At 55.5% G+C, this 24051-nt stretch carries 17 protein-coding genes; 5 read left to right on the top strand and 12 right to left on the bottom strand.

From position 1 onward, the window contains the following. Positions 1-133 precede the first annotated feature (133 nt). Positions 134-841, top strand: a complete 708-nt coding sequence (locus tag IOB61_RS10105; protein WP_290815917.1) for a hypothetical protein — start codon at positions 134-136, stop codon at positions 839-841. A gap of 82 nt (positions 842-923) precedes the next feature. After that, positions 924-1787, top strand: a complete 864-nt coding sequence (locus IOB61_RS10100) for a hypothetical protein (RefSeq protein ID WP_290815914.1) — start codon at positions 924-926, stop codon at positions 1785-1787. A gap of 12 nt (positions 1788-1799) precedes the next feature. Here the strand turns inward: IOB61_RS10100 and clpA are convergent, their stop codons facing one another. From clpA to IOB61_RS10085, 3 genes are all read right to left on the bottom strand, one after another. Beyond that, a complete protein-coding gene (clpA, locus tag IOB61_RS10095; protein WP_290815911.1) occupies positions 1800-4145 on the bottom strand; it encodes an ATP-dependent Clp protease ATP-binding subunit ClpA in 2346 nt (781 codons plus the stop codon). Positions 4146-4148: 3 nt separating this feature from the next. Further along, positions 4149-4490, bottom strand: a complete 342-nt coding sequence (clpS, locus tag IOB61_RS10090) for an ATP-dependent Clp protease adapter ClpS (protein ID WP_085340141.1) — start codon at positions 4488-4490, stop codon at positions 4149-4151. Between the two features lie 245 nt (positions 4491-4735). Further along, positions 4736-5152, bottom strand: coding sequence for a phasin family protein (locus IOB61_RS10085; RefSeq protein ID WP_290815908.1), 417 nt, complete (start codon positions 5150-5152; stop codon positions 4736-4738). A gap of 565 nt (positions 5153-5717) precedes the next feature. Here IOB61_RS10085 and IOB61_RS10080 point away from each other — a divergent pair. Further along, positions 5718-7472, top strand: coding sequence for a D-alanyl-D-alanine carboxypeptidase (locus IOB61_RS10080; RefSeq protein ID WP_290815905.1), 1755 nt, complete (start codon positions 5718-5720; stop codon positions 7470-7472). Between the two features lie 21 nt (positions 7473-7493). Here IOB61_RS10080 and guaA read toward each other — a convergent pair whose 3' ends face one another. The 9 genes from guaA to IOB61_RS10035 form a co-directional block, all read right to left on the bottom strand. Further along, on the bottom strand, positions 7494-9056 hold the full coding sequence (gene guaA, locus IOB61_RS10075; RefSeq protein WP_290815902.1) for a glutamine-hydrolyzing GMP synthase: 1563 nt from the start codon (positions 9054-9056) through the stop codon (positions 7494-7496). Between the two features lie 62 nt (positions 9057-9118). Next, positions 9119-9610, bottom strand: coding sequence for an SgcJ/EcaC family oxidoreductase (locus tag IOB61_RS10070; RefSeq protein ID WP_290815899.1), 492 nt, complete (start codon positions 9608-9610; stop codon positions 9119-9121). 89 nt (positions 9611-9699) lie between these two features. Next, positions 9700-10590 carry an AraC family transcriptional regulator gene (locus IOB61_RS10065; protein WP_290815896.1) on the bottom strand — a complete coding sequence of 297 codons (891 nt, stop codon included), beginning with the start codon at positions 10588-10590 and terminating at the stop codon, positions 9700-9702. Between the two features lie 77 nt (positions 10591-10667). Then, positions 10668-11993, bottom strand: a complete 1326-nt coding sequence (locus IOB61_RS10060) for an RsmB/NOP family class I SAM-dependent RNA methyltransferase (protein ID WP_290815892.1) — start codon at positions 11991-11993, stop codon at positions 10668-10670. A 4-nt stretch (positions 11994-11997) separates the two neighbouring features. Then, complete coding sequence (locus IOB61_RS10055; RefSeq protein WP_290815889.1) at positions 11998-12477, bottom strand: GNAT family N-acetyltransferase; 480 nt, start codon at positions 12475-12477, stop codon at positions 11998-12000. 5 nt (positions 12478-12482) lie between these two features. Further along, the gene (gene guaB / locus IOB61_RS10050; RefSeq protein ID WP_290815886.1) at positions 12483-13991 is read right to left on the bottom strand and encodes an IMP dehydrogenase; all 1509 of its coding nucleotides are present in this window, start codon (positions 13989-13991) and stop codon (positions 12483-12485) included. 120 nt (positions 13992-14111) lie between these two features. Next, positions 14112-15344, bottom strand: a complete 1233-nt coding sequence (locus tag IOB61_RS10045) for an acyl-CoA dehydrogenase family protein (RefSeq protein ID WP_290815884.1) — start codon at positions 15342-15344, stop codon at positions 14112-14114. A 23-nt stretch (positions 15345-15367) separates the two neighbouring features. Further along, positions 15368-16483: an acyl-CoA dehydrogenase family protein gene (locus IOB61_RS10040; protein WP_290815882.1), complete on the bottom strand. Its 1116-nt coding sequence runs from the start codon at positions 16481-16483 to the stop codon at positions 15368-15370. Positions 16484-16625: 142 nt separating this feature from the next. Further along, a complete protein-coding gene (locus tag IOB61_RS10035) occupies positions 16626-18653 on the bottom strand; it encodes a DUF87 domain-containing protein (protein ID WP_290815880.1) in 2028 nt (675 codons plus the stop codon). A gap of 194 nt (positions 18654-18847) precedes the next feature. On the opposite strand from IOB61_RS10035, the gene pepN reads away from it, so the two are divergent. Both pepN and IOB61_RS10025 read left to right on the top strand, forming a co-directional pair. Beyond that, positions 18848-21502: an aminopeptidase N gene (pepN, locus tag IOB61_RS10030; RefSeq protein ID WP_290815877.1), complete on the top strand. Its 2655-nt coding sequence runs from the start codon at positions 18848-18850 to the stop codon at positions 21500-21502. Positions 21503-21721: 219 nt separating this feature from the next. Then, positions 21722-24051: PAS domain-containing sensor histidine kinase (locus tag IOB61_RS10025; RefSeq protein WP_290815875.1), on the top strand; the 2330-nt coding region annotated here is incomplete at its 3' end.

Here is a 24051-nt window from a genome sequence, read left to right as displayed (position 1 = left end):
CCTGCACTTCCATCTGATACCGCGGCAAGAAGGCGTTGGCCTCAAAAGCCATGGACAGGGTGGCAAGGCCTCTGAAGAAGATCTGATTGCCCATCAGGCAGCCATTATCGCAGCCTTTTAGGCCCCCTGTTCGATGGTCTATCGCACCATTGATGCTGCCCTTGTTCTTCAGACGCTGGAAAAACTGCGCCTGCGCATTGGCGAACGCTTCCCTCACGCGGGCCTGGGGAAGGTTTGTGCGGAGCTCGCGGTGTTGGCGGGCGATACCCAAGCTAGGGTAACGGGTCTGGCCAAGCCCATGATTTGGATCCGGATTGGCGTGGGCTTGGTTTTAGCCGCTGGGGCCGGTCTTGCGGCTTATGGCATTCACGCCATCGGCTTTAAATCGGGCGAGGCAGAGATGTTGTCCCTCGTCTCGGGTCTTGAATCCGCGGTCAATCTTTTGCTTGTCGTGGGTGCTGGGGTATTCTCGCTGACCAGCTTAGAGGCGCGCTTGACGCGTCATGCGGCCATGCGCGCTCTCCATGAATTGCGCTCCATCATTCATGTCATCGACATGCACCAATTGACCAAAGACCCCGTTATGTTTGGGGCTGCCCGCACGAAGGCAAGCCCGGATCATAAGCTCTCCCCGTTCGAATTGGTGCGCTATCTCGACTATTGCTCAGAGATGTTGTCGCTTTCGGGCAAGCTTGCCGCACTTTATGCGCAAGACTTTAATGACCCGGACGTGATAGAAGCAGCCTCGGACATTGAGCAATTGGCGACCAATCTGTCGCAAAAAGTTTGGCAGAAAATCACAATCGTCCAAACCAGCAACCCGATCATGAGACCGGCCTGAAACCACCCCCTCAGTCCTCAACCGCCTATTTAGGTAATTGTAACGACAGCTGTGCCATAAAGTCCCGACTGTGGGAGTTGTGATGATGGCGAATTGGGTAAGTCGGGCGCTGGCAGATATTGAAACACAGACGGAAACTGCCTCTGGCGTTGCAGCTCTGCGGGCAGCCATGATGCAGGACGGCGTGATCGGCGAAACCGAAGCCCGCGAACTGATCGCCATTCATCGCGCGGGTAAGCGCCCGTCCGGCGAAGCGGGCTGGGCAGACCTCTTTGTGGAAGCTATGACCGATTACTTCGCGCTCAGCCGCGAAGTCCCCCATTATCGCGAAGACGAACTCAACCCCAATTGGTGTCATGCAATCAAGCGTGCGGTTGACGCTTTGTCGTTTGATGCGCTTGGCGATGTTGAAACCGGTGCCAGCTATCATGAGCGCCTCGCAGCTTTGAGCGTAACAGAGACCGATGCCCAAGTGCTGATTGATGCCTTTGCCGCTGACGGGTTGGTGCTGGACGCCACAGAGCTTCGTGTTCTGACGGCTCTATTTGCCCGCGCCACGGTCTATCCCGCCAACTTGCGAAGCTTTGCGTGGCGGGCGGTACAGGCTAGCGTTTTGGCTGACAAAACCATCCAAGCCCATGAAGTTAAGCTGGTGCGGGCGATCATCATGGGCCCTGCCAGCCTTTCGGGCATCGCAGTGGATCAAGCTGAAGCCGATATGTTGTGCGCCCTCGACCAAGCGGTTTCAGACGCACACAAAGACCCAAGCTGGGCGGTCCTGTTTGCGCAAGGCATTGGCAATCACCTGTTGTTTGCTGGCGGAACGCCCGGACGGGTGGATGGTAAGGAACGCATCTGGCTGAATGAAAAACTCAGCCATGGACCCACGACCGCAACAAAGGCTCTGGAAGCCTTTCTTGCGGCCGAAGTCAGTTCAAACGCCTAAAGCGCTTTAGGCTTAACTGCCGGAATCGGCATCCTCAGCTTCTGGCTGGGCAGCCCCCTTTTTGCCGGGCTTGGGCAAGGCAGGTTCAAAGAAGAAGGTGAGTTGTTCGGCCTGTTCGTTCTCGACATCGACGCGAACAAGGCCACCCTTCTTCAGCTTGCCAAACAGCAATTCGTCCGCCAGCGGCTTCTTAATATGCTCTTGGATCAAGCGGCCTAGCGGACGGGCACCCATGGCGGGATCATAGCCACGGACGGCCAACCACGTGCGGGCAGCATCGGTCAATTCAATCTCAACCTGACGATCGGCCAATTGGGCTTCCAATTGCAAGACGAATTTGTCGACCACATTGGCAACGATTTCTGGCGTCAGCGCCTTGAAGTGAATGACCGCGTCGAGACGATTGCGGAATTCAGGCGTGAACAAACGCTTGATCGCTTCGCTCTCTTCATCATCCTTCTTGCCGCGACCAAAGCCGATGCCATCTTTGGCGGCATCAGAAGCCCCCGCATTTGTGGTCATGATCAGCACCACATTGCGGAAGTCGACCTTTTTGCCATTGGCATCGGTCAAAGAACCATGATCCATGACTTGCAACAGGATGTTGTAGAGGTCTGGGTGGGCCTTTTCGATTTCATCTAAAAGCAAGACGCAATGGGGGTGCTGGTCGATCCCGTCGGTCAACAAGCCGCCTTGATCGAAGCCAACATAGCCTGGAGGGGCACCGATCAAGCGGCTGACCGAGTGGCGTTCCATATATTCGGACATGTCAAAGCGCAGCATCTCTACGCCCATCGTATTGGCCAATTGCTTGGCTGCTTCGGTTTTGCCAACCCCGGTGGGACCTGAGAATAGATAAGAGCCAATGGGCTTATTGGGATCGCGCAGGCCTGCCCGGGCGAGCTTAATGGAGGCTGCCAAAGCCGTCAGCGCATTATCTTGACCAAACACGACCCGACGCAAATCGGTTTCCAAGGTACGCAACGCTTCGGTGTCGGACTTGGTGACAGACTTGGAAGGGATACGGGCGATCTTGGCAACAACAGCCTCAATCTCTTTGACGCCAATTGTCTTTTTGCGCTTGCTTTCAGGCAAGAGCATTTGGCTAGCCCCAGTCTCATCGATCACATCGATGGCTTTATCGGGCAGCTTGCGGTCGCCAATATATTTGGCCGATAGTTCAACCGCCGCCTTAATGGCTTCGGCCGTAAAGCGAACCTTGTGGTGTTCTTCATAGGCTGATTTCAGGCCCAAAAGGATTTTCACCGTGTCGGGGATAGAGGGCTCGACCACATCAATCTTTTGGAAGCGCCGCACCAACGCGCGATCCTTCTCAAAATGCTGGCGATATTCCTTATAGGTCGTCGAACCCATGCACCGCATGGTGCCAGATTGAAGGGCGGGCTTAAGCAGGTTCGACGCATCCATCGCCCCGCCGCTGGTGGCCCCTGCGCCGATCACCGTATGGATTTCATCGATAAAGAGGATGGCATTGGGATGGGCTTCAAGTTCCTTGACCACTTGCTTCAGGCGTTCTTCAAAGTCACCGCGATAGCGTGTGCCCGCCAAAAGCGCGCCCATATCGAGCGAGAAAATCGTCGATTCAGACAAAATGTCTGGCACATCGCCTTCCACGATACGACGCGCCAAACCTTCGGCGATTGCGGTTTTGCCAACACCTGGATCACCCACCAAAAGCGGATTATTCTTCTGACGGCGGCACAGGATTTGGATCGCACGCTCCACTTCATCGACACGGCCAATCAAAGGATCAACCCGACCCTTACGCGACTTTTCATTCAAGTCGACGCAATAGGTGGCCAAGGCTTCACCCGTGCTGGGCTTTTCCTTCGACGTCGCGCTTTCTTCTTGCCGCTCTTCTGAAGCGCCTTTGACGCGCTTCTGCTCTGTCATGCCAGGACGTTTGGCGACGCCATGGGAGATGAAATTGACCGCGTCATAGCGGGTCATGTCTTGTTCTTGCAGGAAGTATGCCGCATGGCTCTCGCGCTCTGAGAACAGAGCCACCAAAACGTTCGCGCCGGTGACTTCGGTGCGACCCGAGCTTTCGACATGGATCACGGCGCGCTGGATAACGCGTTGGAAGCCCGCGGTCGGCCGCGCTTCGCTTTCGCCCGAAACGATTAGGTTTTTGAGCTCACCTTCAATATAGCCAATCAGGTCTGCCTTAAGGCGATCTAAGTCTACATTACAGGCTTTGAGAACATGGGCTGCATCTTCATCTTCAATGAGAGCAACAAGCAGATGTTCAAGGGTTGCATATTCATGCTTATGCTCATTAGCGAAAGCGATAGCACGGTGGAGCGATTGTTCTAGGCCGCGGGAGAATGATGGCACGTTCTACTCCTTTTCCATGGTACATTGCAGGGGATGTTGATTACGTCGCGCCAAATCGAGGACTTGGGCAACTTTGGTCTCAGCAACTTCGTAGGAATAAATGCCGCACACACCGACCCCCGATTGATGCACATGCAACATGATACGTGTCGCACTCTCACGGGTTTTGTTGAAGAAGCGCTCTAAAACATAAACCACAAACTCCATCGGCGTGTAGTCATCATTCAAAACCAGCACCCGATAGAGTGAAGGCTTTTTTGTCTTTGGCTTGGCACGCGCAACGACGGCGGTGCTACGGCCGCCACCAGGGACATTCCCATCTGTGCCAAAACCATCATCGTCCATGTCATCACCGCGTTCGTCGCTCATCTGATCTACCATTTCATGACGTCTGCGTTTGCAGACACTATGCTTGGGCTTCTGAGAGAAGCACAATCATTGTTTATAGATAAGTGCTTCGCGACGTTCTGGAAGCCTAAAACATGTGCAAGGGCTGGATAAGATCGCAGCAGCCCTTAACTCGCGGTCATTAAGGCACAAAAAAGGGTCCGAGACATGCTCGGACCCCTTTAATTCTGGACGCTATCCGCTTAGCGGGCAGATTGAATCGAAGACCACACGGCGCTGGTACGCTCGCTGATTGGCTTGACCGATTCCTTCATGGCACCGAGCATGATGTCCGATACTTTGGTGAATTCTGCGAAATAGGTGCTCATCGCCGACTTAGCGTAATCGGCCTGAATCTCGACAGCTTCTTGCAAGGACTTAACCCCACCCAAGCTTTTGGCGGTTTCAGTTGCCAGCGTTGCCGACGATTGCAGATAGGCGATGGAAACTTCAGACGCTTGCTTCACGCCTTCAGCAGCAATTTTTGCCGAAGCGGTCAGAGCTTCCAAATTCGCCTTGCTATGCACAAATGCCTCGCCGAAGCTGGCTTGCAACTTTTCATAACCGGCTTGGAAAGCTTCGGCGGTAGGGGTGATTACGGATTCGATCTTCTCTGACATGGTCAGTCTCTCCTGCTTGGTGGATTCGAGAACGGGTTCAGTACGGCTTTTCGGTTCTGAAGTTTCAGATGGGGAGGGTTCAGCCACGGCCGACTTCGACCGATTTGCCGGCGTCGTGCGCTTTTTTGTGGTAGCCATCGTATCTCTCCGCGAGAAAGAACATCTATACGGACACGGCCGACACATCGACCTTATCCAATTCTATTTCGCACTTGCAGCATGCACCTTCGCACCTGCAGCGTCAAGCTTTTCTTGAGCAGTTTGCATCCGTTTTGCGCAATTTTACGAAGTTTGAGGCACCAATCCCTCAAAAACCTTCCCTACGCCCTTGCCCAACTTGGCTGGTAAACTTAGTTACCCGTGGGGGCAAACCTGTCTGCAAGTCATAAAGATGACGGGTTCGTGTGGGAGAGTTCAATTGACACAGATCAAAAGAGTGCTCAAAAAAGTGGCGGCTTTCAATGTGCCTGCCCCCAAAAGTAGTCCAGCTTGGTGCTGGTCTGCCGCGTTAAGCCTAAGTAAACCATAAGGTTCTTAGGCTAGCCTCATGTGCTCGGAGACCAACATGGCAAGTCACACTTTTTCGCTACGGCTCCTCGCCGCCTCCACATTGGTGGCAGCAGCGGCGATGGCATCAACGCCTGCAGGTGCGCAAGCGAATTCACGATTTGCCCAAATCGTTGTCGATGCAGATACCCATGAAGTGATATTCGAGGAAAATGCACAGGCGCTGCGCCGTCCAGCATCCATCACCAAGGTGATGACGCTTTATCTTTTGTTTGACGCGCTACAAACCGGCAAAATCTCGTGGAATGATCAAATTACCTTCTCACGCTATGCCAGCAACCAAGCCCCAACAAAATTGGGTGTTGCGCCCGGTAATTCGATTTCAGTTCAAACAGCAATCGAGGCCTTGGTAGTGCGCTCCGCCAATGATGTTGCGGCCGCAGTTGCAGAGACTTTAGGCGGGTCAGAAGCCAATTTTGCCGTGATGATGACCGCCAAAGCGCGTGAGCTAGGCATGGTCAATACGACATTTGCCAATGCCTCCGGGCTACCGCATGACCGCCAACTGACGACAGCTGAAGATCTCGCCCGCTTGGCAATTGCCATTCGCCGCGACTTTCCAGACCAATATCATTGGTTCTCCACGCCTCAGATGGTCTATAACGGTAAAGTCACGCGCAATCATAACCATCTGATGGCCCGCATGGAGGGCATGGATGGTCTTAAAACAGGCTTTACCCGCAGCTCTGGCTTCAATCTAGCCGCCACCACAGAGCGCAATGGTCGGCGCATCGTCACAGTTGTCCTTGGCGGTCGCACCCGCTTCTCGCGGGACGACTTTGTTGAGCTTCTGACCGAGACCGCTTTTAAAGAATTGGGCCCTGCCACAAATTTGGTTGCCGATCAGGCCACGCCCTATCAATTCACCTTCCGCGATCCCCGCGATGGAGCAGATGCCGAAGCGCTTGTGATGTCGATTGCGGGAAAAGCGTTAGAGCCCACTGGGGCCACCAATTTGGCGCTGGTGCGTACCGAACGCACGCGTGGCTTTGATCAAGGTAGACCGTCCGTATTGCTGGCCAATGCTTCCGGGCAAGCAACACCGTCGACACGTCTAGCAACAACCGGCGTGCAAACAGCTTCCCTCGACTTAGCCAATTCTGAGGATGAAGACGAAGCAGAAGCCGTTAGCCCACAAGTGGTCCCTGCTGCGAAACAAGCGCGCTTGCCGCGCACCACCACCCATTATGTGGCAGCCTCCAGCGTACAGGCCCCTTCCTTGCGTCCGGTGATGGATTTTCCAGCAACCACCGGGGCAAGCAGCCCGGCTTCTGAACCTTCCAGCCAAGAAGCAATGAAAATCGAAGTTGCAGCCGTGGCAGAAGAACAAATCCGCCTGCAAGAGGCACGCGCGCAAGTTGTGCGCCAAGCCAATGAACGCCGCGCTGCTGAACGCGCTGCCGCCGACGCACGCGCTAAGGCAACGGCTGAACGCGAAGAGCGCACCCGTCAGCAAGCCGCGCGGGCTTTAGCGGCCAAGAAGGAAAGTGATCGGCAATTAATCGCTGGCCGCGCCCGTGGTGATGCGATCGTGCAGGTCGGGGCTTTCCGCAGCCAGCGCGATGCCAAGGCGGCACTGGCTCAATTCTCGCGCCATTTCCCATCCTTTGCCAGCCGCGAAGTCAGCAGTGTGAAACGCTCTGATGGGGTGTGGTATCGCGCACGCTTCTCGGGCCTTGGTGCCAGTGTGGCCCGCGAAGCTTGCCGGATCGTATCCGGTCGCGGTGGTAGCTGCCAGATTATTGCGGACTAAACGGGAAGATCAATTCTTCCCCTATTCCCACTCAATCGTGCCGGGTGGTTTTGACGTGACGTCATAGACCACACGATTGATGCCCTTGACTTCATTGACGATGCGCGTCGCAACCCGGCCTAAGAAGGCCATGTCAAAGGGGAAGAAGTCGGCTGTCATGCCATCGGTAGAGGTTACAGCCCGCAGCGCGCATACATGGTCATAGGTGCGATGATCGCCCATGACGCCAACGGTTTTGACCGGCAATAGAACGGCAAAGGCCTGCCAGATCGTGTCATAGAGGCCATTATTGCGTAATTCTTCCAGATAGATGGCGTCTGCCTTGCGCAAGATGTCGGCCTTTTCTTGCGTAATCTCGCCTGGGATCCGAATGGCTAAGCCGGGGCCTGGGAAAGGATGGCGGCCAACAAAGGCTTCATTCAACCCAAGCTCGCGACCCAAGGCGCGGACTTCGTCCTTGAATAATTCGCGTAACGGTTCGACCAGCTTTAAATTCATCCGTTCTGGCAGACCGCCAACATTGTGGTGGCTCTTGATGGTGACCGATGGACCACCGTCGAATGAAACACTCTCAATCACATCGGGATAGAGCGTGCCTTGGGCGAGAAAGCTTGCACCGCCCACCATGCGCGCTTTTTCCTCAAATACATCGATGAAGAGCTTGCCGATGGTTTTGCGCTTGGTCTCAGGATCGCTGACCCCAGCCAAAGCACCCAAAAAGCGCGCACTTTCATCGGCATGGATCAGCGGGATATTATAATGATCGCGGAATAGCGACACGACTTGGTCGCTTTCCCCTGCCCGCATCAAGCCGTGATCGACATAGACACAGGTCAATTGATCGCCAATTGCCTCATGGATCAGAACGGCAGCAACCGAGCTATCGACCCCACCCGACAGGCCACAAATGACTTTACCACTGCCCACTTGCGCACGAATACGCTCAATGGCTTCTTCCCGGAAAGCCGCCATCGTCCAGTCGCCACGAAGACCTGCGATCTTGCGGACAAAATTATGGATCAGCTTTGCACCATCGGGCGTGTGGACGACTTCAGGGTGGAACATCACGGTGTAGAAACGGCGAGCCTCATCGGTAGCGACCGCAAAAGGTGCATTCTCGCTTGTGGCCTTAACGCTAAAGCCTTCGGGCAATTGGGTGACGCGGTCACCATGGCTCATCCAAACCGGATAGCGACCGCCTATTTCCCAGACGCCTTCAAACAAGGCACTTGGGGCTAAAATCTCGACATCAGCGCGACCAAACTCAGCTGCATGACCGCTTTCAACCACCCCACCTAATTGGGTCGCCAAAGTCTGCTGGCCATAACAAATGGCAAGGATGGGAATACCCAGTTCAAACACGATTTGCGGTGCGCGGGGCGACCCTGCATCACACACACTGGCCGGCCCACCCGACAGGATGATCGCCTTGGGATCAAAACCCGCATCAAGGACCGCTTGTGCGCGATTATAGGGATGGACCTCGCAATAGACGCCCGCCTCACGCACACGCCGTGCGATCAGTTGTGTCACTTGAGAGCCAAAATCGATGATGAGGATGTGTTCGTGGGTCGCTTGCGTCATCGCTGCGGTTTAGCGGGATGCGGGCGCAGGGGAAAGACCCCTGCGCCGTGTGCCAACAGTGTTTAGGACTTACGGCCTTGCATGGCCGCACCGCGGATCGGGTCAAAGCGCGCGGCCCCTGCATCCACATCAATATTGGCCCCATGGGCGATCTTCCAGCCGTCTGCTTGCTTTACATAAACCAAAGTCATGCGGCTCTCATGTGGGGGTGCGATTTCCCCGCTCGGGGTCTTAAAGGCATCCATATGCCAATGCACGACGGCGACCACGACCGTGGGCGCGATTTGGGTTAGCGATTCCACCGCCAATAGCTTTTGCTGGACGCCCTTGAACATGATGTCGAAATAGATGCGATGGGCGCGGTCGACTTCCTCAAAACCTTGCCAGTGCATGGCCTTCACATTCACCCAATGCACATTGGGGGCATAAAGCTTGGCCATGCCATCTAGATCGCTCAGATTCCAAAGCCGTTCATAGTCGGAAATGGCGGAACGAATTGCCGCTTCATCGCTTGGGACAAGGTTCTGAGATGCTGCCAGTGCTGTTTGTGTCATCGCCATTCCTCCAACTGCGCCCATAAGTGCCAAAAGATGTCGTCTAAGCATGTTGTGCCTCCACCGAATGGCACCTGTTTAGACGCCCTTTAGATGGCGCACTTGAATAAATCGGACATTTCAGGACCAACCACAGCCAAGGTTGAGATTGCTTCCATTTTTTCTGCAAAGGTCTGGGGCGTCATGCCGCACAGGGCCCGCGCCTCGCGCGAGAGATGGGCTTCATCGGCATAGCCGGCTTCAGCCGCAATGTGCGCCCACGTCTGGTTGGGCTGGCGACTACGCGCGGCTAAAGCCGCGTCGAAGCGGGTCAAACGTCCATAAAGTTTCGGCGTCACGCCCACATCGCGCAAAAACCGCCGCTGGACCTGGCGCGCACTAAGGCCCGCCCGATCTGCCAAACGACTGATACTGACTTTGCCACCGGTTTTGACAAGCAAGCGGGCAATCTGGTCGACCTCGTCAAAAGGCCGGGACTGGTCAAGCCAGCCTGCGATCCAAGCCTGCGCCATGGCTACCCTTTCTTCAAACGTTGCACTTTTGGCCAGGGCAGCCTCCAAAGCTGGGGTTTGCCGCTTCAATACGTCAGAGAGCGCCAATCCTTGGTCGACCGTCTCTGTCATGGGCAATCCAAACAGGCGGGCAAGTCCGGTTGGTTGAAAACGGATCGTGAAAGTCTCAATCTGGCCGACAAAACCCAGATCTTTGCCCGGTGCACTGGTCACCCCTACCAGCACGCTTGTTGGTGTGGCACTAAATCCCGAACCTTTTTCGCGCACGAGATAAGGTTCGCGAAAATAGAATTCGATGAATTGATCGGGCCGGGCATTTAAGGCGCGAATGACATGGATGGACTTAAAGTCGGCCCTGCGTTCCCCAAAAGATGCGACGATGCGGCGCAACTTGGGGTGGGGCGAGACTTGCCTGATCTGGATCGCAGAGTTTGCCTTCGCAGGGCTCTGCGCATGACGAACGCCCATACGCGGTCTTTCTGAAACCTACCGCCTTTGTCGCATATCCCCGCTATTGGTCAAGCAAGCAGCTTAAGTTAGGCTTTTCAAATCGCCCGCGTCATCGCACAGATGAAAAAGCCATCGGTGCCGGTCGCCAGGGGCGTCATCTGCAAGCCGGGGCCTGCTTTGTGACAATGGGCCAAGAGACCTGAAAGCCCGGCATCGGCTACCAATGTGGTTGGGTTGACCGGTGCAAAGGCGGGATTGGCGGCCAAGAAGCGGGAGATGCTGTCCTCATTTTCTTCCGGCAAGATCGAGCAGGTGACGTATAAAAGCCGGCCACCGGGTTTCACCAAAGGCGCACCCAAAGCCAGCGCGAGGGCTTGTTCTTGTTGACGCTTTTCCAAAGCACCGGGTCGTAAGCGCCATTTGGAATCAGGGGCACGTCGCCAGGTGCCAGAGCCTGTGCAGGGCGCATCGATGAACACGATGTCCATCAGGCTATGTAAGTCGCTCAAAACGTCTTGATCGCGCTTTGGCGTGCGGACTTGGCAATTACGCACCCCTGCCCGCTCGATGCGTTCATGGCAATTGGCAAGGCGACGGCTGTCGACATCATAAGCATAGAGCTGACCCTTGTTCTCCATGAGCGCGGCGAGCGCCAAGGTCTTGCCGCCGCCGCCAGCGCAGACATCAGCAATCTGCATCCCGGGCTTAGCCCCAGACAGGCGAGCGGCCAATTGGCTGCCTTCGTCTTGGACTTCAAAGCCACCTTTCACAAAAGCCTCTTCCTTGGCCCAAGGAAAGGTCCGACCTTGGTGCCAAGGGATGCGAATGCCATCGGGCGACCAAGGCGTCATGAAAGCCGAGGGGCTGCAATCATCGCGGACCTTTAATTGGGTGGACGACAATAGGTCTTCGAGCACAGCCTCTGGCTTGGCTTTCAAGCGATTGACGCGCAAATCGAGTGGTGCAGGCGCGGCTAAAGCCGCCCCTTCTGCGGCGCGTTCATCGCCCAGAACACGCGCAAAGCTTGCGTCCAGCCACTCTGGATAATCGCCGCGCACGTGGTCAGGGGCGCCATCAAGTGTCGCCTCTGCCAAAGCCTTACGTTCGGCCTCAGTCAGCGGGCTATAGGCGTGGGTTTCTTCATAGGCATCTTTCTCAAGGCTTTCGGCGCTGCGGCCAAAGCCCCAGCGTAGGGCACCTAGGACCCAAGCCCGTGGATCATCGACCCCCATGCGATAGGCGCTGGAGGCCTTCCAACGCAACGCACCAAACACAATATCGCCGATTTGTGCCCGGTCTCCTGAGCCTGCGAACCGATGGCTCAAGCCCCATTCCTTCAGCACATCGGCCGGCGGGCGTTTACGCGCTTCAACATCGGTCAAAACTTCAATGGCGGCTTGGGCACGGGCACCGGGGCGCATGAGATTAAACTTTCAAGGCGCGCGACAGATAAGTCACGCTTTTGCCGTTGGACAAAGTCGCTTGCCCGACGGGGGTACAGCCAAGAGCGGCATGGAATTGATCGGAAATCGGGTTAGGCGGATCAGAATTGACCTCGCAGACAACGTGTTCATAGCCGTCAGCTTCGGCACGTGCAAATAGGCCCTCATAAAGGCGCCGCGCGATCCCTTGTCCGCGTGCATGCGCGGCCACGACAATGCGGTCCACATAGACAAAATTATCCATCCGTTCGACAAACCAGACAAAATTCGGGCTGTCATAGCGCGAGGTCGGGATGAAGGTGATCAAAAAGCCCAAATCGGGTTCTGCCACCTGGCTGAGGTAGGAGGCCTCAACCAAACGCGTCAAGCGGTCCTCATCTAAAGGCCCGGTCTCCACCTGATTGGCATTGCCAAGGGCAATGACCCACGCAAAATCATCGCGTGATACCTGCCGAATGGCCACGAGCTTTAGCCCCCAACTGGGTAGTTGGGCGCTTCGCGGGTGATGGAAACATCATGCACATGGCTTTCGCGCAAGCCCGCACTCGTCAGCTTTACAAATCGCGCCTTAGACTGGAAGTCTGCAATGGTTGCAGCCCCCGTATAGCCCATAGCTGCGCGCAAGCCGCCAACCAGTTGATGCAGAATTGGCGCAACAGAACCTTTATACGGCACTTGACCTTCAATGCCTTCGGGCACGAGCTTCAAGGCATCACTCACGTCTTTTTGGAAATAGCGATCGGCCGAGCCGCGCGCCATCGCCCCTAGCGAGCCCATGCCGCGATAGGATTTGTAGGATCGGCCCTGATACAGGAAAACCTCGCCGGGCGCTTCATCCGTACCGGCAAACAAACCGCCCAGCATGGCCACATTAGCACCAGCAGCAATGGCTTTGGCTAAATCGCCTGAGAACTTAATGCCGCCATCGGCGATCACCGGTGTGCCTGTGGCATAGGCTGCATCGACGCAATCCATGATGGCGGTCAATTGCGGCACGCCAACGCCTGCAACAATGCGCGTGGTACAAATCGAGCCCGGACCAATGCCCACCTTGATCGCATCGGCCCCTGCATCGATCAAAGCCAAAGTGGCTTCGCGCGTGGCAACATTGCCAGCAATGACTTGAACCCGGTTCGACAAACGCTTGACGCGCTCTACCGCTTCCAGCACCGAGCGCGAGTGACCATGGGCGGTATCGACGACAATGACGTCGCAACCCGCATCCAGCAAGAATTCTGAACGTTCATAGCCCGCATCGCCAACAGTGGTAGCCGCACCTACCCGCAACCGGCCTTGCTCATCCTTACAGGCATTTGGGAAAGCTTGTGCTTTCTCCATATCCTTCACGGTGACCAGTCCAACGCAGCGTCCGTCATCGTCGACAACGATCAAACGCTCTACCCGATGCTTATGCAAAAGTTGGCGGGCGGTGTCCTTGCCCGTGCCTTCGCGCACGGTGTGCAAATTCTCGCGCGTCATGACCTCATAGACTTTGTCATTATCATCAGCGAAGCGGACGTCGCGATTGGTGACAATGCCGACCAAGCGACCGGGCTTGCCATCTGAGCCACGCTCTACAACCGGGAAACCAGAAACCCCACGCGCAGCCTTGATGGCTTTAACTTCACCCACCGAAATATCTGGATAGACGGTGATTGGATTGATCACCATGCCGCTTTCAAAGCGCTTCACTTGACGGACTTGCTCCGCTTGCTCCTCATTCGACAAATTGCGGTGAATGATGCCAAGGCCACCAGCCTGGGCCATGGCAATGGCGAGGCGAGCTTCAGTCACCGTATCCATGGCCGAGGAGATAAGCGGGATATTCAGCGCGATTTCACGCGTCAATTGCGTCCGAACATCGACCTGACCGGGCATCACTTCAGAGGCACCCGGCTCTAGCAGTACGTCGTCAAACGTTACAGCGTCTCTAATCGGCGGGGCGACACGGGGGGGTTTAGCGATAGGATTGGACATGGCGGCTGATAGAGTATGGTTGGCCGATCTGTCAACGCTGTTGCTGTAGGTTCACCTATGAAAAAGCCCACCGCCCCAAAGGGCAGCGGGCTTTGAAAATGAGGCAAGAATGCCGACGCCTTAGCGACCGCTTGGCAAATCCTTGAACGCAACATCCTTATCGACGCGAACGTCTCCGGGCAGGCCCAAGATACGTTCAGCAATGATGTTCTTCAGAATTTCGTCGGTCCCGCCCGCAATCCGCAAGCCAGCTGCCCACATGTGGCTCTGCTGGAAGACACCTTCGGATGGGGCATAAGCGGTATCCGTGATGATTCCGAAATGGTCCATCGCTTCCATCGCATTATGGGTGATGTCTTGAAGCTGATTGGCCGTGATGATTTTGCCAATTGAGCTTTCAGGGCCAGGTGTCTGTCCTTTGGACAGAGCCGTCATGGTGCGGAACTTGGCGAGCTTATAGCCCTCTGCGCGCACAAACCAATCGGCGACCTTTTGACGGAAGCTCTGGTCTTCGGCCAAAGTGCCTCCATCTTGGCCGGGCATGGTTTTGGCCCATTCAAAAATCTCTTTATAATCTGGCCCAGGGCTTCCGCCCACAGCCAAGCGCTCATTCATCAGCGTGACCAGAGCAACCGACCAGCCATTGCCTTCCCCGCCCAGCATCTGGCTGTGGGGAACGCGCACATCGGTGAAATAGACTTCGTTGAAGTTTGATCCGCCGGACATTTGGTGGATGGGGCGCACGTCGATGCCGGGGCTTTTCATGTCAATGAAGAACATCGACAGGCCTTTGTGCTTAGCTTTGTCGGCATTGGTGCGTACCAGCACAATGCCCCAGTCCGAATAATGCGCGCCCGAGGTCCACACCTTTTGGCCATTGATCACCCAATCATCGCCATCGCGCACCGCTTTGGTCTTAAGGCCTGCCACGTCCGAACCGGCAGAGGGTTCTGAGAAGAGTTGGCACCAGATTTCTTCCCCGCGCAGGGCGGGACCAACATGGCGTTCTTTCTGCGCGTCCGTCGCAAAGGCAATCACGGTGGGCACACACATGCCGAGGCCAATTGTAAAGGGCCCTGCTGGGGCATCATATTTGGCCTCTTCTTGGCCGAAAATGACTGAGAAGATTGGTGCTAAGCCCTGCCCGCCTTGCTCTTTGGGCCAAGTAATCCCGGCAAAGCCATTTTCCGCCTTTGCTTTCTGATAGGCTTTGGCCGCCAACATGTATTCCTTGTCAGACAAGCGCTTTTGCAAGCTTTCGGTCTGGCTACCCTTCGGCTGCGCATGGGCCGCTAAGAAAGCCTGAGCGCGTTGGCGGAAGGCTGCTTCTTCTGGGGTATCATTGAAGTCCATAAGTCTCTCCATCCATCCAAGTGTTAGGCCGCGTTACGCATTTCCAAGCGGCGGACGAGTTTTTCTTTCCAAAGAGATGGCGCACCGGCCTGTACTGCCAAGAGCTTGGCGCGGCGATAATACAGGTGGCAATCCACTTCCCATGTGAAGCCCATGCCGCCATGGGTTTGGATGTTTTCCTTCGACGCCAGATAATAAGCATCGCAGGCGGCAATCCTTGCAGCGGCCGCTGCCAAGGGCAATTCAGGTGCGTCGCTGCTCAAAGCCCAAGCCCCATAGAAAGCGTTCGACCGGGCAATTTCGAGGGCGACATACATATCGGCCAATTTATGCTTGATCGCCTGAAAGCTGCCGATTTGGCGCGAGAAGGCATAGCGGCCTTTTGCATAATCGGTGGCCATATCCAAACAGGCTTGGCTGCCGCCAATCTGCTCAAAGGCCAATAGAACAGCGGCGCGGTCATAGATGCGCTGCAATAGGGCTTCACCATCGCCGGCTTCGCCCAAAAGCTGGGCCGGGGCCTTGGTGAAAGTAAGTGTTGCATGGGAGCGGGTAGGGTCAAAGGTTTTGATCGCCTTGGCCTCGACCCCTGCCCCCGTCAAATCCACAATCACCAGAGACGTGCCGTCTTGATGCTTGGCCAACACAAGCGCGTGCGTCGCACAATCCCCATCTGTCACAGGTACTTTCATGCCGGTGACGCTGGTACCGTCAAAGACCGTTTTGAGCGTGGCGGCACGAGGCTCGCCCGGACCTTCCGAAGCGGCCACACAACCAATCACGCCGCCCTCGGCAAGCTTCGGCAAAATGGCCGATTTCTGCGCGTCTGTGCCCGCAATCTTTATGGCTTCGGCAAAGAAATAAACCGTAGAGGCCCAAGGCACCGGGGCCAAGGATCGACCCATTTCTTCCGCCAAAACGCAGAGCTCGAGCTCCCCCAGACCTAGGCCACCATATTCTTCTGGAATCGCAGCACCTAACCAGCCCATCTCGGCGATGGCTTTCCAAAGGGCAGCGTCATGAGACTTTTGCTCATCATTCAGAACGGCCCGAACTGTTGTCATGCTGGACTGCTCAGACAAAAATTTGCGCGCTTGCTCTTTGAGATATTTCTGGTCGTCAGAAAAATCGAAATTCATGTGACGTGTGCCTCCCAAGGTCGCGGCAACGGCTTACCCGTCACCGTCTGTTTCTTCGGGAGCAACATAAGCAAGTTTACGTGAACGGAAAGCCGTCACCTAAGGGAAGATCGCGCAATTGTGCGCAGTATCTGCAGCCCGGCTAGGTGCGGAACCCATTTGTGGGACGCACCAAGGGGGTTCCGGCTGTAGACGTTGGCGGTCGGAGGCCTGAAGCACCGACCCCTGCAGTAACGCCTGCAGCTGCTGCAAGTTTCTGCTGCGAGGAGGCCTCCGCCAGCATGGTCGGTTGGGGAGGTTTCTCTAACTCACGCATGCCACGCAGCCGTGTTGCGATCAGGCGGGGATCGGCCTCGCCCGTCTTGCGCGCGTTGGCAAGCGGGTCTGTGATGTCAGTTCCAGCCGCACGGGGAAGCTTTGCGGGTTCTTGATAGGTGAACTTAAAGCGCATGGTTGTCGCCACAGCTTCCCCGAACACAATCGCTTCCGCATTATCAAGCGCAGACAAGAATGAAATGGTTGAACCGCTTGAATCTGCAATCGCCGATCGGATGATCTCTTGGTCGCGGTCATTGGCCAAGCGCATGGCAAAGACGGTGGAACATTGCGACAAAATAGTTGGGTCAAGTTCACCGGGGCGCTGCGATACCACCGCGATGGAGCAGCCATATTTCCGGCCTTCCTTTGCGATCCGGGCAATGGCTCGCCGGGTTGGGATGAAGCCCGCATTTGGATCTTGTGGCACGTAACGGTGTGCTTCTTCGCACACCAACAAGACGTGCAATTGGCCTTCGCTTGCATAAGCCACGTCAAAGCAAAGGCGGGCCAATACCGAGACCACGGCGTTGGTTACATCGGAAGGAAGCCCAGCCAAATTCATGATCGAAACCGGCTTGCCTTCTGCGGGCAAACGGAACAGACGCGCCAACAGGGGCGCGAAATTATCTTCAGCCCCGCCACGCGTGAACATAAACCCATAGCGCGGGTCATTAACTAAGGCATCAAGACGGACCCGCAATGATTTCAAATGATGTCGCTCGTGGCGGGGGCTTAAGAGACCGATGTTCTCATCGATCAGTTTAAACAATTCCGACATACGATAAGGCATTGGGCTGTCGGCATTTAAGCCACCGACATCCAAGGCTTTGCGAACCAAGCCCGCTGCGGTTGCACCATTTTTTTCGTTTTGAAAATTGGTTTTGGCCTGCGCCAAGACTTCGCGCAGAATTTCAGCCTCTTCTGGGATGGTTTTGCCGCGGAAAACAACATCTTCCAATTCCTCAAATCGGAACAACCAGAATGGCAGCTCCAAAGTCGTGGAATCAAAAACATGCGCCAGCGCCCCAAAGGCCCCTGCAAACTCATTATGTGGGTCTAGGATGACGACGCGCAAATCTGGCTTCACGCTCAAGCATTGACGGACCAAAAGTGTCAGCGAGCAAGACTTACCAACACCGGTTGTCCCCACCACCGCAAAGTGACGCGTCAAGAGGTCATTCACGCTGATCGTTGCGGCGATATCGGCATTTTGCGACAGACGGCCAACTTCAACCGACTTGCGATCGCCCAAGTCATGCATAACCTCGAGGTCGCGGGCACGTATCTTATGGGCAATGGCACCGACTTGGGGATAGCGGGAAACCCCGCGATGGAACCGCGTATGCCCATGGGCATCTTCAGAGATTTCGCCCATCAATTCGACTTGAACGCTGACGGCATTGGCCTCGTTCGATTTCCAAACCGAGCTATCGGTGCTCATTTGATATACGAGCGCGACAACACGGACTTTGCCTACGGTGATGGAGATCAGACGACCAACAGACCAGAAGTCAGAGGATGCTTCACTCAAATTGTCGGCCATGGTGGAAATGGTTGCCCGCGCACCGTTACAGAAGGTCACGCGTCCAATCATGCGCTCGGTAGGCTGTTCGGTTGCGCGACGTTCAAACACTTTACGCTGCGCCTCAGCGTCATCGCGGCCGATCCCAGCCGCAACCAAGCCACTTTGAACCTGAGCAATCAAATCGGCCGCACTGGTTGGATTTAGCGAGCGAGAAGCCACGGCAGTTGGCATTTGTGCAAGTGAAGGCGGCGTAGCCTGCTGACGAAGACCATTAGAGACAGGAGCAGGTGAGCCTTCTGCAAGCCGGGGGTCGTGATCGAGCGCCATAGTAACCTCACAAGTGCATTTCATGCTGACGTCGGCCAGTCTTAAGGTTCCAAAGTTAATTTGGCGTATTTTCTTACCCTTCAGTTTTACGATTCTGCGGCCCTCAAAGGCGGATGAATGCGTTGATCTGGCCCCCTTCCTCCCCGGTGCAAAAGGTTTGGACAAGACGGGGGTGAGCGGGGTAATCCTGTCTGATGCGCACCCAAGAAAACATCCCCGTCCGGTTAGAGGACTATCGCCCGTTTCCATTCGCCATTTCGCATGCCTCGTTGGTGTTTGACCTCCATCCAACCCGGACCGTGGTGACGGCGCGTCTCATCATCGATCGCCGACCCTATGAATGGGCGAAAAGCGAGGCTTTGAAGCTGGATGGAATTGGTCTTGAACTTCTGTCGATCGAACTCGATGGCCGCGCTTTGACGGCGCAAGATTATCTTCTCGAAGACGGGGGCTTGATCCTCAAGAATGTTCCCGATTCCTTCAAGTTAGAGACCAAAGTCGCGATAAACCCCGCCGAAAACACGGCCCTCTCGGGTCTCTACATGTCGGCAGGTCGGTTCTGCACCCAATGCGAAGCCGAAGGGTTCCGCCACATTACTTTCTGGCCGGATCGCCCAGATGTTATGAGCCGCTTCCATGTGCGGGTTGAAGCCCCTGAAGCTGAATTTCCGACCCTGTTGTCTAATGGTAACCGCGTTGCGATTGGCCAGTATGAAGACGGTCGCCACTGGGCTGCTTGGGATGACCCGCACCCAAAACCATCTTATTTGTTTGCTTTGGTTGCTGGCGGATTTGATACGCTTGAAGATCAATTTGTGACCCGCTCTGGGCGGACTGTAGACCTCACCATCTATGTCGACAAAGGTGCTGCCTCTCGCGCCATCTACGCCATGGATGCGCTAAAGCGTTCAATGAAATGGGATGAAGAGGTGTTTGGTCGCGAGTATGACCTCGATATCTTCAATGTTGTCGCGGTCTCGGATTTCAACTTCGGGGCGATGGAGAATAAGGGCCTGAACATCTTCAATTCAGCCCTATTGTTAGCAGACGAAACGACTGCGACTGATGCGGACTTTGAAGCGATTGAAGCCGTTGTGGCGCATGAATATTTCCACAACTGGTCAGGCAATCGCGTCACCTGCCGCGATTGGTTTCAACTATCATTGAAGGAAGGCTTTACCGTCTTCCGCGATCAAGAGTTTTCGGCCGATCAACGGTCGCGCGCAGTCAAGCGGATCAAAGATGTTAAGGCATTGCGTGCGCGGCAATTCCCAGAGGATTCAGGTCCCCTCGCCCACCCGGTGCGCCCGAAAAGCTATGTAAAGATCGATAATTTCTACACGGCCACCATTTACGAAAAAGGCGCAGAGATCATCCGCGTGCTACAAACTCTGGTTGGCAGAGACGCTTTCTTGGACGGGGCAAATCTCTATTTTGATGAAAATGATGGGACAGCTGCTACGATTGAAGATTGGTTGCACGCTATGCGTACCGCAACCGGCAATCCGCTTCACGGGATTGAGCGTTGGTATGATCAGGCGGGCACACCCTGTTTAGAAGCGCAAAGCGTGTATGATGGCGAAACCAAAAGGCTGACAATTCGCTTCGAACAATCCACGCCTGATACGCCGGGCCAAACCGAAAAATCTTGGGTGCCTTTACCAATTGCTCTGGCCTTTTTCGGTCAAGATGGTGCTCCCCTAAACTTGCGCTTGGCCGACACCGAAATTGCGGCAGACGATTGGCTAATCCCGATGGCAAGTCCCAGCCTCGAACTCCAATTCGACGGGGCAGTAGAGCGTCCTGTGGTTTCCTACCTGCGTGGATTTTCAGCGCCAGTCCGGCTGATCACAGACCATAGTGATGCCGATCTCGCGCTATTGGCGGCTTGCGACACAGACCCCTTTGTCCGCTGGGAATCAACCCAGACGATTGCGCGCAACACGCTGCTCGCGGTGGCGCGCAGCCTCGCTGCTGGTCAAGAAGCTGACGTACCCCAAGATCTCGCTCGGGCGTTTCAGGGTGCGTTAGCGGACGCAGCCCGCGATCCTGCCTTTGCTGCCCTCTTGCTGCGTCTGCCAGATGTCAGCGAGCTTATGCAATTGCAGCCCCTGTGCGACCCCTCCAATCTATTGGAAGCACGCGCATTTGTGCGGAGTTTACTGGCAGAGCAATTGGATCGCGAGCTGAGTGATTGTTTCGCCCGCTATGATCCCGCACAGGCGTTTTCGCCCAGCGCTGCCGCAGCCGGACAGCGTGCTTTAATGGCCGCATGCCTCGATCTATTATGTGCCAGCGGGACCGATCGGGCAGCCATGCGGGCGGAAAACACCTTCTTTGCGGCTCGCAATATGACCGACATGATCAGTGCGCTCGATGGCTTGTCGCAATTTGGCGGGCCTCGATATCATGCAGCTCTTGCAGCCTTCAAAGACAAGTTCTCCGACAATGCCTTGGTGATGGATAAATGGTTCCGTGTCCAAGCCATGGCTATTTGCGAAGACCCTTTGATGACCTTTAAGAAGTTGCGGTCAGATCCAAGCTTTACGCTCCTCAATCCAAACCGCGTCCGTGCCCTCGGGGGTGCCTTTGCCAGCGGAAATCCAGCGGCTTTCCATCGCGCAGATGGGGCGGGCTACCAAGCCATTGGGGAACTCATCGCCGATGTTGATCGCACAAATGGTGCCCTCGCCGCGCGCTTGGGGACTGTCTTTGAATCCTGCTCGCGTGTGAATGAAGCGCGTCAGAAGCTCGCGCGCGGGACGCTACAAACCTTGTTGGACCGCAATTCCCTATCCGCCAACACCCGCGAGATCTTGTCGAAAATCTATGACGGCCTGATTGCTTAAGCTGTTGAAGCGGCTTTGACCGAGGTTTTCAGAGCGGTCATGTGACCGCGTCAGGACCCTTGTGCCCGCTCGCCTGCAAATTGTGCGAATGGTTCACAGGAAGCTCATCCCCAGCCCTAGACGTCGCGTTAAGAACTCCTTTACCCTTTCGGGAAATGAGGGTGAGATCTCTCTGATTCGGGTATGTTAATGGCCAAAGCGGCACCTAAAGACGACGAGATGAACGGCCAGTGGCCGGTTGCCATCACGCTTGTCCTATGTGCGCTGTTTGCCGCCGTCATTCTCTTGTTGGCCAAACGGGACTATGACCGCTTCCATCGGGATGCGACCCATGAAGCTGCACAAGAAGCCCGCCTCATCACGTCAAAAATAGATGCCGCGATGCGGGAAGCCCGTGCCAGCCTTGTTGCGGCAAGCGGCCTTGGTATGGCCAATGGGACCATTGTGGCTGCGACCGCACCCGGCCTACAAGCGGTTGCAAGCTTTGATAGCAAAGGTGTTTTGGTCTCACAGGGCTCTGCCTCATCAAGCGATATTGGAGCTTTGGCGGCGGCAGCCCAACTCGCCAAGACCGACGGATGGAGTGGTGCAGTTGCCTTAGGGGGCGGGCGCTATTCCCCAGCCATCTCTGTTCGAACTGTCGATGGTGGGGCGCTTGCCGCCTTTGTTTCATTGAAGGGCCTTGATGCATTAGGACCGGGCCGCCGTGTCGGGATTGGAGAACCTGGCGGGGATCTGATCTCTGTCCAACCCGCTTTCAAAGCGGTTTCGACCCAAGGTGCCTTATCTGCCTTTGGGCTTAAATCTCCACCGGCTGCGGGTTCTGCGCTTGGGTTTTATACCAAGGATATGGATGGCCTTGATATTGTTCTTGGCACAGCTGTGGCAGAAAATGGCCTGACCGCCTTTGTGGCCCGCGATCGCCGCCCGATTGAAGCGGCATGGTTGCGAAGTGCCATTATGTTTGGCCTGCTCTTTTTGGGGCCTGTTTTGGCCGCTGCTGGTATCTGGTTTTTGGTCCAAGGCCAAACGGAGCGCTTTGCCGCAGCGCGGGTACAAATGCGCGACGCAGAACGTCGCTTGCGCGTCGCCATCGAAGGGGCGCGTTGTGGCGTTTGGGACTGGGACATTACCAATGACCGCGTTTATTTGACCCAAAGGCTGGCGCAGACATTTGGACTTTCCGGAGCTGGCCGATTTGATACGCAACAGGTGCTGCAGGCCCTAAGTGCTGAGGATCAAGCTCGTTTGCGGGCTGCTTTGGCATCAGCGGCGCAAATTGGGGTTTTAGATGTTGTCGTCAAAATAACCAATGCGGCTGGGGTAACCCATGTCCAATTGCGTGGCCGAGCCGCGGTTGATCGCCATCGCCCTGGAACCATCCGAGCCATTGGCGTGTCGATTGATGTGTCTGAGGAGCGCAATTCAGAAGCCCGCGTAGCAGCGGCTGAACGCAGATTACGCGACGCCATTGATTCAATTTCGGGCCCATTTGCCCTTTGGTCTAAGGATCGAAGGTTGATTCTGTGGAATGGCGGCTTTGCCAAGACCTTTGGTTTAGACGGGTCTATCCTCCAAGCCGGTGCTTCTTATACCGCCGTATCTGCGGCAGCTGCAAAACGGGTGAAGTCGCAACGGCCCGACCGCTATGACGAATTGGCGCAGGAAATTGAGCTGGACAATGGTGTCTGGATTCAATTGGTGGAGCGTGAAACCTCTGACGGTGGCTTGGTTTCGATTGGCGTGGATATCTCGCCCCTCAAAGAAACAGAAGAAAGCATCATGCGGTCAGAGCGCCAAATGCGATCTGTCGTCGTCGAGCTTGAGCGCTCTGAACACAAAGCCTCAGAACTGGCAGAGAAATATCGTATCGAGCGGCAACGCGCCGAAGAGGCTTCTAACGCCAAGAGCGGCTTCTTGGCCAATATGAGCCATGAATTGCGCACACCTTTGAACGCCATTAATGGTTTTTCAGAAATCATGGTGCAGCAGCTCTATGGGCCTTTGGGTGATCGCCGTTACCTCACCTATGCGACCGATATTCTCAATAGCGGGAAGCATTTGTTAGAACTCATCAATGACGTGCTCGATATGGCAAAGGTCGAAGCCGGCAAATTCAAAATCTATCCCAAGCCTATGGATTTGCAGGAAACGATTGAGCAAGCCATGCGCTTGGTTCGAGGCCGGGCGGAAGAAAAGAATATCGCCCTGGTGGGAGAGCTGGCTGAAGCTGGGGATGTGACCGGGGATGCGCGGGCGATCAAGCAGATCATGATCAATCTTTTGTCCAACGCCATTAAGTTCACCCCTCAGAACGGTCGCGTTTTGGTGCAGGTGAAGAACAATCTCGATACCGTCATCATTCGGGTCATCGACAATGGGATCGGCATTAAAGCCGAAGACTTGCCGCGCTTGGCGCGCCCGTTTGAGCAAGTTGAAAACGAACATGCACGATCTAATCAAGGCAGTGGCTTGGGCCTTGCTTTGTCGCGCTCCTTTGCCGAGATGCACGGCGGCTCCTTGACGATTGCCTCAGAAGTTGGGGTCGG

Source organism: Aquidulcibacter sp., assembly GCF_020253525.1.
Lineage (GTDB): Bacteria > Pseudomonadota > Alphaproteobacteria > Caulobacterales > Aquidulcibacteraceae > Aquidulcibacter.
The sequence above is the reverse complement of the archived record's forward strand: the minus strand, read 5'-3'. Positions and strand labels throughout refer to the sequence as shown.